Source organism: Enterobacter sp. HSTU-ASh6 (assembly GCF_026319105.1).
Taxonomy (GTDB): domain Bacteria; phylum Pseudomonadota; class Gammaproteobacteria; order Enterobacterales; family Enterobacteriaceae; genus Enterobacter; species Enterobacter sichuanensis.
On the sequence record NZ_WSPD01000004.1, the window covers coordinates 296191 to 309802 of the forward strand.

Annotated in this window: 17 protein-coding genes, 1 other RNA gene and 2 pseudogenes; 11 read left to right on the top strand and 9 right to left on the bottom strand. The window is 52.7% G+C overall.

Features of this window, described 5'->3' with window-relative positions; genetic code table 11:
* Positions 1-2: 2 nt before the first annotated feature.
* Positions 3-95: pseudogene (locus GM298_RS23320) on the bottom strand (Ig-like domain-containing protein); the annotation flags it as partial.
* Positions 77-1000, bottom strand: coding sequence for a BapA/Bap/LapF family prefix-like domain-containing protein (locus GM298_RS23325; RefSeq protein ID WP_416347217.1), 924 nt, complete (start codon positions 998-1000; stop codon positions 77-79). The gene GM298_RS23325 and the pseudogene GM298_RS23320, both read right to left, overlap by 19 nt.
* 765 nt (positions 1001-1765) lie before the next feature.
* On the opposite strand from GM298_RS23325, the gene GM298_RS07020 reads away from it, so the two are divergent.
* From GM298_RS07020 to GM298_RS07030, 3 genes are read left to right on the top strand one after another with little or no spacing between them, the layout of a single operon-like run.
* Positions 1766-2293 carry a tetratricopeptide repeat protein gene (locus GM298_RS07020; RefSeq protein ID WP_126800651.1) on the top strand — a complete coding sequence of 176 codons (528 nt, stop codon included), beginning with the start codon at positions 1766-1768 and terminating at the stop codon, positions 2291-2293.
* Between the two features lie 7 nt (positions 2294-2300).
* On the top strand, positions 2301-2831 hold the full coding sequence (locus GM298_RS07025; RefSeq protein ID WP_262783929.1) for an RNA polymerase sigma factor: 531 nt from the start codon (positions 2301-2303) through the stop codon (positions 2829-2831).
* Positions 2828-3619 carry an anti-sigma factor family protein gene (locus tag GM298_RS07030; protein ID WP_266153837.1) on the top strand — a complete coding sequence of 264 codons (792 nt, stop codon included), beginning with the start codon at positions 2828-2830 and terminating at the stop codon, positions 3617-3619. The genes GM298_RS07025 and GM298_RS07030 overlap by 4 nt, the downstream gene beginning before the upstream one ends.
* On the opposite strand, the gene GM298_RS07035 is transcribed toward GM298_RS07030, so the two are convergent.
* Together GM298_RS07035 and GM298_RS07040 are read right to left on the bottom strand one after the other, a co-directional pair.
* Positions 3611-4168, bottom strand: coding sequence for a YceI family protein (locus GM298_RS07035; protein WP_266153838.1), 558 nt, complete (start codon positions 4166-4168; stop codon positions 3611-3613). The genes GM298_RS07030 and GM298_RS07035 overlap by 9 nt on opposite strands.
* Before the next feature lie 159 nt (positions 4169-4327).
* Entirely contained in the window at positions 4328-4684 is a 357-nt protein-coding gene (locus GM298_RS07040; RefSeq protein ID WP_008502540.1) for a hypothetical protein, read from the bottom strand.
* Positions 4685-5093: 409 nt separating this feature from the next.
* Here GM298_RS07040 and GM298_RS07045 point away from each other — a divergent pair, with 409 nt between their 5' ends.
* The 4 genes and pseudogenes from GM298_RS07045 (at position 5094) to GM298_RS07060 (ending at position 7691) form a co-directional block, all read left to right on the top strand.
* The gene (locus tag GM298_RS07045; RefSeq protein WP_266153839.1) at positions 5094-5402 is read left to right on the top strand and encodes a hypothetical protein; all 309 of its coding nucleotides are present in this window, start codon (positions 5094-5096) and stop codon (positions 5400-5402) included.
* A gap of 108 nt (positions 5403-5510) precedes the next feature.
* Positions 5511-5769 (top strand): annotated as a pseudogene (locus GM298_RS07050) (nucleotidyltransferase domain-containing protein); the annotation flags it as partial.
* A gap of 115 nt (positions 5770-5884) precedes the next feature.
* A complete protein-coding gene (locus GM298_RS07055) occupies positions 5885-6661 on the top strand; it encodes an isocitrate lyase/PEP mutase family protein (RefSeq protein WP_266153840.1) in 777 nt (258 codons plus the stop codon).
* Positions 6645-7691, top strand: coding sequence for a bifunctional transcriptional activator/DNA repair enzyme AdaA (locus tag GM298_RS07060; RefSeq protein WP_266153841.1), 1047 nt, complete (start codon positions 6645-6647; stop codon positions 7689-7691). The genes GM298_RS07055 and GM298_RS07060 overlap by 17 nt, the downstream gene beginning before the upstream one ends.
* Before the next feature lie 132 nt (positions 7692-7823).
* On the opposite strand, the gene GM298_RS07065 is transcribed toward GM298_RS07060, so the two are convergent.
* Positions 7824-8291, bottom strand: coding sequence for a hypothetical protein (locus GM298_RS07065; protein WP_266153842.1), 468 nt, complete (start codon positions 8289-8291; stop codon positions 7824-7826).
* Positions 8292-8589: 298 nt separating this feature from the next.
* On the opposite strand from GM298_RS07065, the gene GM298_RS07070 reads away from it, so the two are divergent.
* Together GM298_RS07070 and GM298_RS07075 are read left to right on the top strand one after the other, a co-directional pair.
* Entirely contained in the window at positions 8590-9024 is a 435-nt protein-coding gene (locus GM298_RS07070) for a hypothetical protein (RefSeq protein ID WP_266153843.1), read from the top strand.
* Positions 9024-9338 (top strand): DUF1493 family protein, encoded by a 315-nt coding sequence (locus tag GM298_RS07075; RefSeq protein WP_266153844.1) that lies wholly within the window; start codon positions 9024-9026, stop codon positions 9336-9338. The genes GM298_RS07070 and GM298_RS07075 overlap by 1 nt, the downstream gene beginning before the upstream one ends.
* 207 nt (positions 9339-9545) lie before the next feature.
* Here the strand turns inward: GM298_RS07075 and ssrA are convergent.
* Positions 9546-9909, bottom strand: a transfer-messenger RNA (tmRNA) gene (gene ssrA / locus GM298_RS07080).
* An 89-nt stretch (positions 9910-9998) separates the two neighbouring features.
* Positions 9999-10481 carry an SsrA-binding protein SmpB gene (smpB, locus tag GM298_RS07085; protein WP_024908331.1) on the bottom strand — a complete coding sequence of 161 codons (483 nt, stop codon included), beginning with the start codon at positions 10479-10481 and terminating at the stop codon, positions 9999-10001.
* Positions 10482-10637: 156 nt separating this feature from the next.
* On the opposite strand from smpB, the gene GM298_RS07090 reads away from it, so the two are divergent.
* Positions 10638-11075 (top strand): type II toxin-antitoxin system RatA family toxin, encoded by a 438-nt coding sequence (locus GM298_RS07090; protein ID WP_003863117.1) that lies wholly within the window; start codon positions 10638-10640, stop codon positions 11073-11075.
* Positions 11065-11352, top strand: coding sequence for an RnfH family protein (locus GM298_RS07095; RefSeq protein ID WP_025759268.1), 288 nt, complete (start codon positions 11065-11067; stop codon positions 11350-11352). Before GM298_RS07090 ends, GM298_RS07095 begins: the two co-directional genes overlap by 11 nt.
* 103 nt (positions 11353-11455) lie before the next feature.
* Here GM298_RS07095 and bamE read toward each other — a convergent pair whose 3' ends face one another.
* Both bamE and recN read right to left on the bottom strand, forming a co-directional pair.
* Entirely contained in the window at positions 11456-11794 is a 339-nt protein-coding gene (gene bamE / locus GM298_RS07100; protein ID WP_008502502.1) for an outer membrane protein assembly factor BamE, read from the bottom strand.
* Between the two features lie 138 nt (positions 11795-11932).
* Complete coding sequence (gene recN / locus GM298_RS07105; protein WP_266153845.1) at positions 11933-13594, bottom strand: DNA repair protein RecN; 1662 nt, start codon at positions 13592-13594, stop codon at positions 11933-11935.
* Positions 13595-13612: the final 18 nt, after the last annotated feature.

Sequence of the window (13612 nt, forward strand, 5' to 3'; positions counted from 1 at the left end):
GTGGCGGTGGTGGTGATGGTGTGGCTGCCGTTGGCGAGATCGCTGGTGGGGGTAAAGCTCCAGCTCCCTTTGGCATCTACTTTGGTGGTGCCAATCTGCTTGCCGTTATCGTAAAGGTGATGGTGCTGCCGGGCTCGCCGATGCCGCTGAAGGTCGGGCGGGCATCATCAGTACGCTGGCCGTTTTCCAGCGGGCCAGCCGTGGCGCCCGCATCGTCGTTCACGATCAGGATATCCGGGGCATCCGGCGCGGTGGTGTCCGGGGCGGTTACCGTCGTGCCTGGACTGGTATTTCCCGACGGATCCGTTGCGGTGGCGGTGATCTGTTCGCCGTTGGTCAGTGGTGTTCCCAGGTCGACGGTGAATTTACCATCGCTGCCGGTTTTGCCGGTGCCGATCACGTTGCCGTTGGCGTCTTTCAGCGTGATGGTGCTGCCAGGTTCGGCGCTACCGGTGACGGTTTTACCGTCCGCAGAGAACTGAAGGCCGGTTGGGGCATTCGGCGGCGTGGTATCCGGATCGGAAGGGTTTGTCGGCGTGCCGGGGTTCGAGTTGTTGTCATCGTCACCTCCACCACCACCGCCTCCGGTGCTTGCCGCCGCCGCGATGCCGCCCGCGGCGACAATGCCACCCAGTACCCATGGCCAGATGGCGGCACCACCGGCATCACTGCCTGACGCCGCAAGCAGGACATCAGTAGAGGCAATGGATTCATAGGTGGCCGCACCGGCGGGATCCTGGACCCACCACAGCACGCCTTCACTGTCCTGCAGAACCAGCTGGCTCGCCCCCTGTGCATCGGTGACGTAGAAATTTTTAAGGGTAATCACCTCGCCGGAGTGGAGCGTGATCACCAGATCGTTACCGCTGCGGGCGAAATCGGCGACATTAGCTCGCTCAACCTTAAGCTCAACGATAGAGGAATGGTTCAGGGTTACCTGAGTGCCTTCCGTGGTGGTTTCCACACCGGTAAGTTTCGATATAACAGAGATTTGGCTCATTTATTTTTGACTCCAGCAGCGTTGTCGTGAACGGCGAGCGAGATGAGCCATCTGCGTGAAGGGTAAAGCGCGCTCCCGGCGGAGTGGCTGTTATAAAGCAGCACTCACCGTTATTTTTAGGGCGCACGATGCCCGCCAGGATTCAGAGTGGCAACATCAGAGCGAATCTAATGACATATGAAAGCGATCAGTTTTAATTCGTGTTTTTCGTCGTATAAAACCCTGTAATTAATAGAGGAATTGGTTTTCGAGGATATAAAAATGATATAGCCAGAAAACTCTGAATCTGCAACTTAAGTGTTGGGAAATAACGAGGTAAAAATCAAAGGTGTATTAATGTATTCATGGTGTTTATAAAACAACATATCTATCTTTATGTTTTTAAAGGTTTTTGCTTGAATGTCAGACGCTGTTAAATTCTTTTTTGATGTAGTGTGATAATTGGTAGGGAGGCGGGGTGAAAATAATTAAAAACGGTACTATTTAATCATGCTTAATGTGCATTTAAGTTAGGGTAACATTTTTGATATAAGATATATTATATCACTTAAAAAATGAAATATATTCTTATGCCCGCTTGAATTTCTGCTATCACGCGAAACGAATAACATTAAGAAGACAAAAATGAATATAACCTGATTCATTTTCACTGCGGCGATAACGTCAGCCTGATGTTAAGACCGTAAAAAAATGAACCGGAAAATGAATAAAAATCATCAGTCGGGCGTTTACTGACGTCACTCTCTTCTGACTCAGGAGCTAAATATGAACACCACCTCGTTTCGTCTTGTCCCGCTGCTGATTTTTTCCCTGCTGTCTCCGCTGGCGCTGGCCATGGGCGATAATAGTACCGAGAGCAAAACGCCTGACTGTCCGTCCGGACAGGTGTATGACAGCTCAACCCAGAAATGCGTGCCGGACAAGAGCAGCAGCCTCAGCGACCAGGACAAAACCCACTATGCGTACCATCTCGCGAAAAAAGGAGAGTACCAGGCGGCGCTGAACCTGCTGGATTCCCTGAAAAACGGCAACACGGCAGAAGCGTGGAACTATCGCGGGTATGCCACCCGTAAGCTTGGCCGCACGGATGAAGGGATTGGTTACTACCAGCGTGCGCTGGCTATCGCCCCGGATTATGCCAAAGCCCGGGAATACCTCGGTGAAGCGTGGATGGTGAAAGGACGGCCTGACCTCGCGAAAGAACAACTGAAGGTGATTGCCGGTATTTGTGGCCACTCCTGCGAGGAGTACCGTGACCTGCAGGCGGCCATTAACGGACATCCGGAATCCTGATTTTCTCGTGGAGGGAAAACCCATCGCTAGCCGTGAGGTTCGTCAACAGCTCGCCGCACACCTGCCGCGCCTCTGGCGCTATGGGCTGGTGTTGTCGCGAAACCGGGATATCGCCGAAGAGCTGGTTCAGTCCACCTGCGTGCGCGCGCTTGAAAGAAGCAGCCAGTATACGCCGGGTACACGCATCGACAGGTGGCTGTTCGCGATCCTGCACTCCATCTGGATCTCCGAGCTCCGGGCGCGGCATGTCCGTCAGGGGCAGGGATTTGTCGCCAGCGACGAGCTTCTGGCACCGGACACCCGTGAGCAGGCTGAAACGCGCCTGCATTACCTGAAAGTGATGCAGCGCGTTAACGCGCTGCCTGAAGCTCAGCGCAATACGGTATTTTTGGTTTATGTCGAAGGCTTTACCTACCAGGAGGCGGCGGACACCCTGGCGGTGCCAGTCGGTACCGTGATGAGCCGGCTGGCCACGGCACGGGCAACGCTTGCCAGGTCCGCCGATGTATTGCCTCCGGTAAAGGAGAAACGCTCTTGAACTCGCACCGTTTTACACCGCCCTATAACGACGAAGCTATCGTGGCATGGATAGATGGCGAGATGTGCCGCGCCGACGCGCAGCAGTTTGAAGAACAGTTGAAGCGTGACGAACGCCTCTCCGGGCGGACTGCCGAGCTGATGAAAAGCAGCGAGGATTACGCCGGAGCGTTTGCCTCTCTGCTGGACGACGCGCCTTTGGCAGAGATGGAGGCGCGTCTGGCGGCACTTCCCGACCCGCAGGCCTCCACACCGCCCGGCGTCAGCAGGCGGGCGCTGATTGCCGCCTCGGTCAGTTTTTTGCTGGTGGGTTCCGGGCTGGGGTATCTGCTGCGTCCTGCTTCCGCCCCTGACGATGAGAACGCCCATATCCGCGACCTCGAAGCACAATATATGTCCCTGTACAGCGTGGAGACCCTGCTGGATATGGACAGCGCAGCGCCGGTCCTGCAGCGCGGGCTGGAACGGGCCGCGCAGGATATCGGTATAAAACTGCAGATGGCGCAGCTAACCCTGCAGGGAGCAGAGCTGAGAATGGTGCGGATGCTGCGCTATGAAACCACCTCGATCGCGCAGGTTGCGTGGATCAACGCCGACTACGGCCCGATGGCGCTCTGTATCTCTCCTGTCGATGAGAAGACAACGGCCTCTTTGCGTCAGGAGCAGCGGCATAGTATGAACCTGGCGTGGTGGCAGGATGCGGGCTACCAGTTTGTCCTGATTGGCCGCAACCCGTCGTCTCACCTGCGGGAAAACGCGGAACAGCTGCAGCGTGCGATCTCAGGATGACGGCACCGTGTTCGTCTGTATCGCAATGGCGATGGCAATCCGATCGTCAACGACCAGCGCAAATTTATCCATCCCGTAGGACGCGCGAGATATCGCGGTGGTGGCATCCAGCGTGAGGGCCAGCGCATGCGGGTCTTTCACTATCGCCTCCAGGATCACCGGGCGGGCGAGGTTGCGTACGGTCAGCGTGCCGAACACCCTGAACCGCCCGGCGCCCCGGGCGACCACCCGGGAGCTGATGAACTCGATAGTCGGGTAGTGCTCTGCATCAAAAAACATATCGCTTTTCAGCTGCCAGGTGAGCAGCTTGTTTGAGGCCACCAGGGTAGCCACGGGTATGGTGACGTGGATATGGTCGTCGAGGTCGTTATCCGGATTGAGCGTTACGGCACCCGTCACGCCGCTGAATGTCGCCCAGGAAAGAATACCGCCGAAGGCATGCCACGAAAGCCGAATGGCGGTGTTTTCGGTATCGATAAGGTAGCTTGTCGGGGCAGCCAACGCCCACGGACAAACCAGAATCAGCAATATCACCAGGCGTCGTAGCATCTCAGGATCTCAGTCAGGGGGGCTGGGAGTAAACGCGTCACCCCCGGGATCTATTCGACTTTTTTTTGCGTTATCAGAGGCGTCTTGTGAGTAGTGTAGACGTTGGGAAGCAAAGCGGCAGGGAATAAAAAAGGCCGCGTGGGCGGCCTTTCGGAGGGATTACTCAGTGACTTTCTTTTCCAGCTCGCTGGCACCTTCTTTGGTTTTGTTCCAGCCTTTCTCAGCGCCTTCTTTGGTGGCATCCCACCCTTTCTCGGTGCCTTCTTTGGTTTTATGCCAGGCTTTCTGGGAATCTTCGCTGACCTTGCTGCCAAAGCTTTCGCTTTTACCTTCCGCAGCGTGTTTCTGCTTCAGCTTCAGCTCTTCACCTTTGTTCTGCTCTTCATGCAGTTTTTGCTTCGCCTCGTTGGCGTTTGCGTTCGCCGCCGCGACGGTATCGTCAGTTGCATGTGTGGTCGCAGCAAATACTGGAGAAGCCAGCAGAACGGCAGATAATGCGATAATTGTTTTTTTCATAATATCCTCATTTAACGTTATCGGTTATGAGCGTGATTCAGCCTGGCACAGACGAAACGGGATGGCTTTAGGAAAAAACTGTAATGAGATCAATGTGCCGTGATGAGCGGTATTTCTCTTGAGGATTATCCAAAGGATAAAACGCCTGTTTCAATGAGGGCGGCAAGGGTCAGGAGAATGAAGAGAATGACGACGATGGGTCTGTACATGGTGAGGTTCCTTCCGGGTTGGGGCGGCTAATCCGTAGCGCTGGGTGGTGTGGATTTTTTATTCTCCACAGGGGAAGGGGAGGTGTCGTTGATGTTGGTCAAAGGGATGGGGGGAGCAATATAAAATACTGGTCAATTGGTCGGTTTTTTTTTGCAAAGGTAACGGTATACTGGCTTTGATTAGAGGGAAGAGGAATGGTATGGCGATAACGGAAGAAACGTTGCTTAGATCGGGTTTCACCAAAGAAGAGCTGCAAAAGCTAAAACGCTATGTGGATACACAAAATACCACATTGGATATTTTGCTTCCGGCACTATCAAACCGTTTTAAAGGTACTTTCATTCTTTCAATCGTGCTCACTGTTCTGTTCATCCTGGCGGTGTGCTTCGCTTCCCGCGAAAATATCATTTCATCAGGTGTTGCTGTACTCTTTATCTTTGGGATCTTCTGTTGGATGACTCCCCTCAAATTAACGTATAAAGCCTGGCGTTTAATAAGAGCGAATTAACCCTCTGTTCATTTAATGAAAAATGACTGTTCCTTCAAAATTTCTGGCCTGAATATAAATCACTCGATATTCTGTAATGCTTTGTCTTTTTTGTGAACAGGAAAAAGTATGCTTAGTACATTACCCGAGTTACACAGAAGTTTTGCAGAGCAACTCAGGCTTACATTTCAGGCTGATTCGCGGATCCACTCCCTTCTCGCTGGCGGCTCGCTTGTTCATGGCGCAGCGCTTTGCGCTCGCCGGAACACTGGGCCATCTGCTCCATGCTTTCACCGGGGAACATGTCGGAGAGCCTCGTCTGCTTATCTGCCTGTTGGGCGGTGCTTGCCATGCTGAAAGCCAGAACGTGACCCTGAAAGGTATCACTCTGGTTCGCCCCCGCGTTCAGATGACGTTTGCGAAAAAATGGTCGTCTGAATTTCGGTTGTGACACTCTGGCGGAATGCTTAGATTCATTTTCAATCTATCGAGAGGATATGAATATGAACTTTGCAGACCTCCACAACCCGCATGATCCCCTTCTTATCGCTAACGTCTGGGATGCTGCCAGTGCTGTCGCAGCGCAAGAAGCAGGTTATCAGGCACTGGGAACGTCCAGCGCAGCAATCGCGTCCACACTGGGATATGAAGACGGGCAGGGAATGCCGTTTGATGAGCTATTTTATATGGTCACCCGTATCCAGGCTGTCAGTAAACTGCCCCTGAGCGTTGACATGGAAGCAGGGTATGGGGATTCAGCCGAAGAGATAGCAGCTAATCTCAGGCGCCTTGCTGAGACAGGCGTAGCAGGCGTTAACCTTGAAGACAGCAGAGTCATAAACGGGGTGCGTCAGCTTGACGATGCCTCTGATTTTTCCCGTATTCTGAGCACAGTATGTGATGCGCTGAGAAGCGAAAATTGTCGCCTGTTTCTGAACATCCGGACTGATACTTACCTGCTCGGGCATAAAGATGCGTTGCAGGAGACAATATCACGGGGTCAGCGCTATAAAGCTGCAGGGGCTGACGGCCTTTTTGTTCCCTGCCTGACGTCAGAGAAAGACATCAGCCTCATTGCAGAGGCAACGGGGCTGCCTCTGAATGTGATGTGCATGCCCGATCTTCCGTCATTCGACAGGCTGAAACGGGCCGGGGTAAGCCGCATTTCAATGGGCAATTTTGTTCATTCGGCCATGCAGTCAACGCTGTTTGACGTCATGCATGCGATCCGATCTCGTCAGACGTTTGAAGGACTTTTTAGTGATGAAAATAACCGATAAGAATTTATGCGATATCTGGTATCAGGCATTACTTGAGCGTGCTTCAGAATATACTGGCGTATTTTTTGTTGGCGTCAAAACCACGGGCGTATTCTGCATTTCGGTATGTCGGGCACGAAAACCCAAACGCGAAAATGTTGAGTTTTATAAAGATGCCAAATCTGCCCTTGCGGCCGGCTTTCGTCCCTGTAAGGTCTGCCGACCCGCTGAAAATGCGCACAGCGCGCCATTATTTGTTGAACAGGCGCTTGCGCTTGTCAGGCGCGATATTAAATCCCGCGTAACCGACGCGGAGCTTCGTCAGCATGGCATCAGTCCGGAGCGGGTAAGGCGCTGGTTCCTGCAACATCACGGCATCACTTTTCAGGCTTTCCAGCGAATGCAGCGGGTCAACATTGCCCTGCAGGAGCTGAAAAGCGGACGCGCGGCGACGGACGTTGCGCTGGACAATGGCTATGAATCCCTGAGCGGGTTTGGTTATACCTACAAGCGGCTTACTGGCGCAGCGCCGACTCAGACAACCCAGGTGATTGTTATTCACCGGTTTACCACCACGCTTGGGCCGATGTTTGTCTGTGCGACAGAGCGGGGAGTCTGCCTGCTGGAGTTTACCGATCGCCGGATGTTAGAAACAGAATTTCGCGATATTCAGCGGTTATTTAACGCCAGAATTGTCACCGGAGAAAACAGCCATACCCGGCAGGCAGTAAAAGAGATTGGCGAGTATTTTGCCGGAACGCGCCGACAGTTTGATCTTTCTTTAGATGCTCCGGGCAGTGATTTTCAACAATCCGTCTGGCAAGAACTGCGTGCAGTTCCCTATGGACAGACCTCACACTATCAGGCCATTTCACTGCGGCTTAATAAGCCAAATGCTGTGCGCGCCGTCGCTGCTGCTAATGGTGCAAACCGGATTGCGATTGTGATCCCTTGTCATAGGATAATTGGAAAAGATGGCGCGATGACGGGTTACGGAGGGGGAATTTCACGCAAAGAATGGCTCATTGAGCATGAGAGGACGAATGTTTAATGGGGTGATGCTTCAGTGTCGCCGGGAAATTTTCTGGGCTTTCAGGTCTTCATCATTCGCTGAGTCTGCATACTTCTCAGGAGCATTTATCCAGCTCAGCGGAAAGCTTTTTCATTCTGTTAAATAGTGACTTCAGCTTACGTTTTCCGACGCCGGTGCGGCAGTTATCGTTATGTACTTTTTCAGACCTGACGCCCGTTTAACACCTTTGGGATCGGAAACAAAAGGAAGCCGCAGACGAGGTGAATCGGATACTTTCAGTGTCCAGATATAATCCCCAATAAACCTGAAATCCACGCTATTGTCAGTAACCTGGAGATCCGCAAACGTTCCTGTCGAGTCTTCATTTCCTAAATGAACAATTTCTTTAAGCCCGTCTTGAACGTCAATAAGTGCTATCGTCAGGGATTCTTCAAAAATAATGTCATCTGTCAGAAACAGGATGTAGCGCTGCTCATTAACCTGGACTGCTGCTTCAAGCACCTTCCCCGGTACAAAAATGCCGGTGCTTTTACCATTGAGCACAACGTCAGATTGAGCCTGGGATACATCGGTAGCTTCGCGAACCTTAACCAGAGATATTGAATTAACCTGTTGCATAATCACTTCCACAAACGTCCTGTTACCCATGCAGCAAAAGCACTGCCGACGAAGCCATCGATAGTTGTGCCAACGCCCCCTATTGAATGATAAGGCCGTCTGGCAATTTCTGGTATCCATTGAAGCCTGAATACGCGCAAAGTTGTTCATGCCGGGAACCTGGTTTGCATCTTTTCCCAACATTTTTTGTCGTGGCATCGTCTGAACCCAAAATTAGGATAACGTTAAGGTGTATGTTCTGGACGGTACCAAAGGCCAGTATTAGGATTTAGTTCGTCAACTTAAACAGGGAAAGGTTATGGATACGACCGAACAGTTAAACGGAACATACTTCTTTGATGGAATGAGCGTCGATAAAGAGGAGCTTCTTCTGGATGAATTTAAAAAGCAGTTTAGAGATGTGATTGACTTGCTGGCAATTGCTTCCATGTTGGTCAGCTTGCCGGTAATCCCTGTTAGCGGGAAACTGGGGGCAGGTGCTGCAAACAGGGGAACAAGCCCGCTTTCTCTTGGGCTTCATACGCTTATCCGACAGCGTTTTAAGCAGGGCCGTAGAACCATCACCTGGGCAAAACGCTTAGGTGGCGAGTGGGCATACACAACCAGTATAGGGGCATACATCGGGAGATGGCTCCGTTGGGTTGGTGCCGTACTGACGGCCTATGATCTTGCTATGATCACCCATAACGTTATTCACCGTTATCAGCTTATCGTTGGGCCAGGAGAAAGGTAATGACAGACAAAGCCGCACTCGTCAGGGAACTCATTAAAAAACACTTCTGGGAAATGGCGGACGATACCTCTGTAAGCACAGGGAAACAAAGTGTACTGCCGGAAGACATGTCTGACTTCCTTGAGGAATATTCAGAAAGTCTGGATGTGGATATGTCTGGCTTCGTCTTTAATCGTTACTTTCCATATGAGGGGTTTCGCTTCCTGCCAAATGCGATATTGCCCCGCTATCTAAGAACCGATCATCATGCGCCCGAGTCGTTGACAGTGAGTATGCTTATTGAATCGGCGAATGCTGGTCGCTGGATTTTTTAACGGTGCCGAATGGCTTTTGAGTAATCAGGGGTAATGCTTTTACTTTTGAGCTGGAGCCTGTTGTTTGCAACAATCGAAAAAATACTGCCTAAAGCTATCTGTTGCTGTTTTTCTGCAACTACAGACACAAAAAAGCCCGCAAGGTTTGCGCCGTGCGGGCTTTCAGGACTTCATCAGTCGACTCTGGTGATCGCTGATGGAGAATTTTGGTGGAGCTGGCGGGAGTTGAACCCGCGTCCGAAATTTCTACATCCTCGGTACTACATGCTTAGTTTGTCTTTACATTCGCACGCCAGCTGCGGACAGACACGCCACTAACGAACTAGCCTGATTAGTTTTAACGCTTCAACCCCAGGCAGGGCTTCCACGCGATCTCTTTTGGGTTTGACCTCTCTTTGATCCCCGTCTTAAGAGCGGAAGCTAGGGAGAGAGGGCTCAGAGCAGGTTATTAAGCTGCTAAAGCGTAGTTTTCGTCGTTTGCGACTATTTTTTTGCGGCTTTTAACGAGGCAAACCGCCCCTCGGCATGCACCTTGGGTTTCGCAAATCCCGTCGAATCCAGAATCAGCCCCAATAGTGTTGAACTAAGTATACCAGATTTCACTTCCTGGATACCAGCCCGGAACGCTAACTTATTGAATAGTACAATAAGTGTGCAGAATCAACGTCCTGCGTTTTTCATGATGCGCGCTTTGTCGAGCTGCCACTCGCGCTCTTTCAGGTCAGTACGTTTGTCGTGCTGTTTTTTACCTTTCGCGACGCCAATTTTCACTTTGCACCAGGCGTTTTTCCAGTACAGCGACAGGGCGACCACGGTGAAACCTTCACGGTTAATGCGCCCGTAAAGGGATTCCAGCTCACGCTTGTTCAGCAGCAGCTTACGGGTGCGTGTTGGGTCGCACACGTAGTGTGAGGAGGCGACGGTCAGCGGCGTAAAGTTCGCACCGAACAGGAAGGCTTCGCCATCTTTCAGGATCACGTAGCTATCGCCGATGTTGGCTTTTCCGGCGCGCAGCGATTTTACTTCCCAGCCCTGCAACGCAAGGCCCGCTTCGAATTCTTCTTCAATGAAATACTCGTGGCGAGCACGCTTGTTGAGCGCAATGGTCGCCGAGCCTGGTTTATGTGCTTTTTTCTTCGTCATAAGTGTCGTAAAGCCGTCGGTAATCTGATTTCAAAAAGTCACCTCATTGCGTCCTGTGAGGTCTAACGCGCTATCTTAGCACGAGATGAGGCTTAGCGTTTTTTTAACAGGTGATAAATGTTATTATTTGTCCGTTGTGTGACCATGGGAAATGCTATGCCTCAGATTAGCCGTACTGCGCTTGTGCCTTACAGCGCGGAACAAATGTATCAGTTAGTGAACGATGTTCAGTCTTATCCAGAGTTTATTCCGGGATGCACCGGGAGCCGCGTTCTGGAGTCCGGCCCGACGCAGATGACGGCGGCAGTGGATGTCTCCAAAGCGGGGATCAGCAAGACGTTCACCACCCGTAATACGCTGACGAGCAATCAGAGTATTTTGATGCATCTGGTGGATGGCCCGTTTAAAAAGCTGATGGGAGGCTGGAAATTTACGCCCCTGAGCGCTGACGCCTGTCGCATTGAGTTCCATCTGGACTTTGAGTTTACCAATAAGCTGATTGAGCTGGCGTTTGGCCGCATCTTTAAAGAGCTGGCCTCGAACATGGTTCAGGCGTTCACCACCCGCGCCAAAGAGGTTTACAGTGTCGCATAAGATTGCGGTAGAAGTGGTGTATGCGTTGCCGGAGAAGCAGTACCTGCAGCGCGTGACGCTGGAAGAGGGGGCGACCGTCGAAGCGGCTATCCGCGCTTCCGGTATCCTTGAGCTTCGCAGCGATATCGACCTGGCGAAAAATAAGGTCGGGATTTACAGCCGTCCGGTGAAGCTCGGCGATGTGCTGAAAGAGGGCGACCGGGTGGAGATTTATCGTCCGCTGATTGCCGACCCGAAAGAGCTGCGTCGCCAGCGTGCGGAGAAATCTGGTAAGTAGCGGTTTCTTCCCCTCACCCTGACCCTCTCCCCAATGGGGCGAGGGGATCAACAGAAAACAAAAAGGTGCTCAATGAGCACCTTTTTGCATTTCTGACACCGTGTTATTTGGTCAGGGCAGGCTTATTGTCGATGTTAGTCAACACACCAGCGCTGCTGAAGGTCAGCGTCAGGGTCTGCTGGGTTGCATCTTCATGGCCCGGCTTCTGACGGAAGACATAGAACCAGGTGTTAGTGCCGAACGGATCGGACATCATCGGGGTTCCCAGTGCATAAGCGACCTGCTGTTGTGTCATCCCCACACGGATTTTAGACACATCGTTAGGGGTAAGGTAGTTCCCCTGGTTGATGTCAGGACGGTAAACCACTTTCTCCAGAGTGGAACAGCCTGCGGTCAACATCAGAAGAACCGCTGCGGCAGCGGTCAGCATTTTACAACGCATAGTGATTTGATTCCTTTTCGGGCCCGAGCAGAACGCGGCTCATATGTAATATGCCGATGATAATAGACCTTGCCCCACTTTGAAACCGGTCTGGCGGCGTTTTTGTTGTTCTGTATGACCCTGAGATCCCGAAAAAGTTTATGCCGCCAGCAGTTCTTTCGCGTTCGCGAGCGTATTACGCGTCACTTCGCTGCCGCCGAGCAGGCGCGCCAGCTCCTGCAGACGTGCACGTTTATCCAGCGGCTCCATGTGCGTTTCGGTCATCTCGCCGTCGGTTTCCTTACTGACGATAAAGTGATGATGTCCACAGCCCGCTACCTGCGGCAGGTGGGTGACACACATCACCTGCGTTGATTCGCCTAACTGGCGCAGCAGTTTACCGACTACCGCCGCCGTCGGGCCGCTGATCCCGACATCCACTTCATCGAAAATCAGCGCCGGGGTTTCCATTTTACGTGCGGTAATCACCTGAATTGCCAGCGCAATACGCGACAGTTCACCGCCGGAGGCCACTTTGGAGATTGCCTGCAGCGGCTGCCCCGGGTTGGTGGTGACGCGGAACTCGATGCGATCCGCACCTTCTGCCGTCAGGTGGTTTTCTTCGAAGCGAACATCAATGGTGAAGATGCCGTGCGGCATCGCCAGCGTGTGCATGCTGTCCGTGATGTGCTGGCTCAGCTCCTGAGCGTAATGCTGACGGATGTCGTGCAGTTTTTGTGCTGTCGCCAGCGCCTGTTCATGGTGCAGGCTCACTGCCAGAGAGAGGGTTTCCAGGGAGTCAGCCTGATCGTCAAGCTGCTGCTGCTCTTCCAGCAGAGACTGATAGTAGCCCGGCAGCTCTTCCGGCGTGACGTGATGCTTGCGTGCAAGCGAGATCTGACGGGAGATACGCTGTTCCAGCTCAAACAGACGGTTCGGGTCGAGATCGAGACGTTCACAGTAATGGCGCAGTTCGTCACCGGCTTCGGAGATCTGAATGGCCGCCTCTTCCAGCATATCCAGGACGCCAGAGAGTTTGCTGTCCATGCCGACCAGTTCGGTAAGCAGCTGACGAACGTTATACAGCTGGCTCTGCAGGTTCACATCTTCGCCATCCGCCAGCAGGTTGAGCGCATTCTGGCTGGTTGAGAGCAGGTGGCCGCTGTTTGCCAGGCGTTTATACTCTTCGTCGATTTGCTCAAACTCACCCGCCTGCGGGTTAAATTCATTCAGCTCTTTCAGCTGGTATTCCAGCAGCTCTGCGCGAGCGGCGCGCTCCTGGCTTTGCTGTTGATGCTGGGCAAGTTCCCGGCAGCTTTGATGCCACTGGCGATAGTGCTCCGCCATCAGTTGAGTAAGCGCGTACTCACCCGCATAGCCATCCAGCAGCGCTTTCTGCTGTTCGGGTTTAACCAATTGCTGATGCGCGTGCTGACCGTGGATCTGGATAAGCAGCTGGCCGAGTTCGCGCAGCTGGGAAAGCGGAACCGCCGTGCCGTTGATAAAGCCACGGGAGCGACCGTCGCTGCTGATCACGCGGCGAAGTAAACACTCACGTCCATCTTCAAGCTGGTTCTGTTCCAGCCAGCGCTGAGCAGCAGGGGTGTCTTTCAGGGAGAAACGGGCGCACAGGTCGGCACGGTTCGCGCTCATGCGCACCATGTCGCCCTCTGCTCGGCCGCCAAGGCACAAGCCGAGGGCATCAATGGCAATGGATTTACCAGCACCGGTTTCCCCGGTGATCGCCGTCATGCCGCTGTGGAAATCGATCTCAAGCTCACGAACAATGGCAAAGTTGCTGATGGTCAGTTGTGCCAGCATAATTGTTTTCCTGTATGA

What these genes read in the sequence shown, in the direction of transcription:
- GM298_RS23325 (WP_416347217.1), bottom strand. Translation starts at nt 1,000, where the DNA reads ATGAGCCAAATCTCTGTTATATCGAAACTTACCGGTGTGGAAACCACC.
- GM298_RS07070 (WP_266153843.1), top strand. Translation starts at nt 8,590, where the DNA reads ATGGATACGACCGAACAGTTAAACGGAACATACTTCTTTGATGGAATG.
- GM298_RS07075 (WP_266153844.1), top strand. Translation starts at nt 9,024, where the DNA reads ATGACAGACAAAGCCGCACTCGTCAGGGAACTCATTAAAAAACACTTC.
- GM298_RS07060 (WP_266153841.1), top strand. Translation starts at nt 6,645, where the DNA reads ATGAAAATAACCGATAAGAATTTATGCGATATCTGGTATCAGGCATTA.
- GM298_RS07055 (WP_266153840.1), top strand. Translation starts at nt 5,885, where the DNA reads ATGAACTTTGCAGACCTCCACAACCCGCATGATCCCCTTCTTATCGCT.
- GM298_RS07035 (WP_266153838.1), bottom strand. Translation starts at nt 4,168, where the DNA reads ATGCTACGACGCCTGGTGATATTGCTGATTCTGGTTTGTCCGTGGGCG.
- GM298_RS07040 (WP_008502540.1), bottom strand. Translation starts at nt 4,684, where the DNA reads ATGAAAAAAACAATTATCGCATTATCTGCCGTTCTGCTGGCTTCTCCA.
- GM298_RS07045 (WP_266153839.1), top strand. Translation starts at nt 5,094, where the DNA reads ATGGCGATAACGGAAGAAACGTTGCTTAGATCGGGTTTCACCAAAGAA.
- GM298_RS07065 (WP_266153842.1), bottom strand. Translation starts at nt 8,291, where the DNA reads ATGCAACAGGTTAATTCAATATCTCTGGTTAAGGTTCGCGAAGCTACC.
- smpB (WP_024908331.1), bottom strand. Translation starts at nt 10,481, where the DNA reads ATGACGAAGAAAAAAGCACATAAACCAGGCTCGGCGACCATTGCGCTC.
- bamE (WP_008502502.1), bottom strand. Translation starts at nt 11,794, where the DNA reads ATGCGTTGTAAAATGCTGACCGCTGCCGCAGCGGTTCTTCTGATGTTG.
- recN (WP_266153845.1), bottom strand. Translation starts at nt 13,594, where the DNA reads ATGCTGGCACAACTGACCATCAGCAACTTTGCCATTGTTCGTGAGCTT.
- GM298_RS07020 (WP_126800651.1), top strand. Translation starts at nt 1,766, where the DNA reads ATGAACACCACCTCGTTTCGTCTTGTCCCGCTGCTGATTTTTTCCCTG.
- GM298_RS07090 (WP_003863117.1), top strand. Translation starts at nt 10,638, where the DNA reads ATGCCTCAGATTAGCCGTACTGCGCTTGTGCCTTACAGCGCGGAACAA.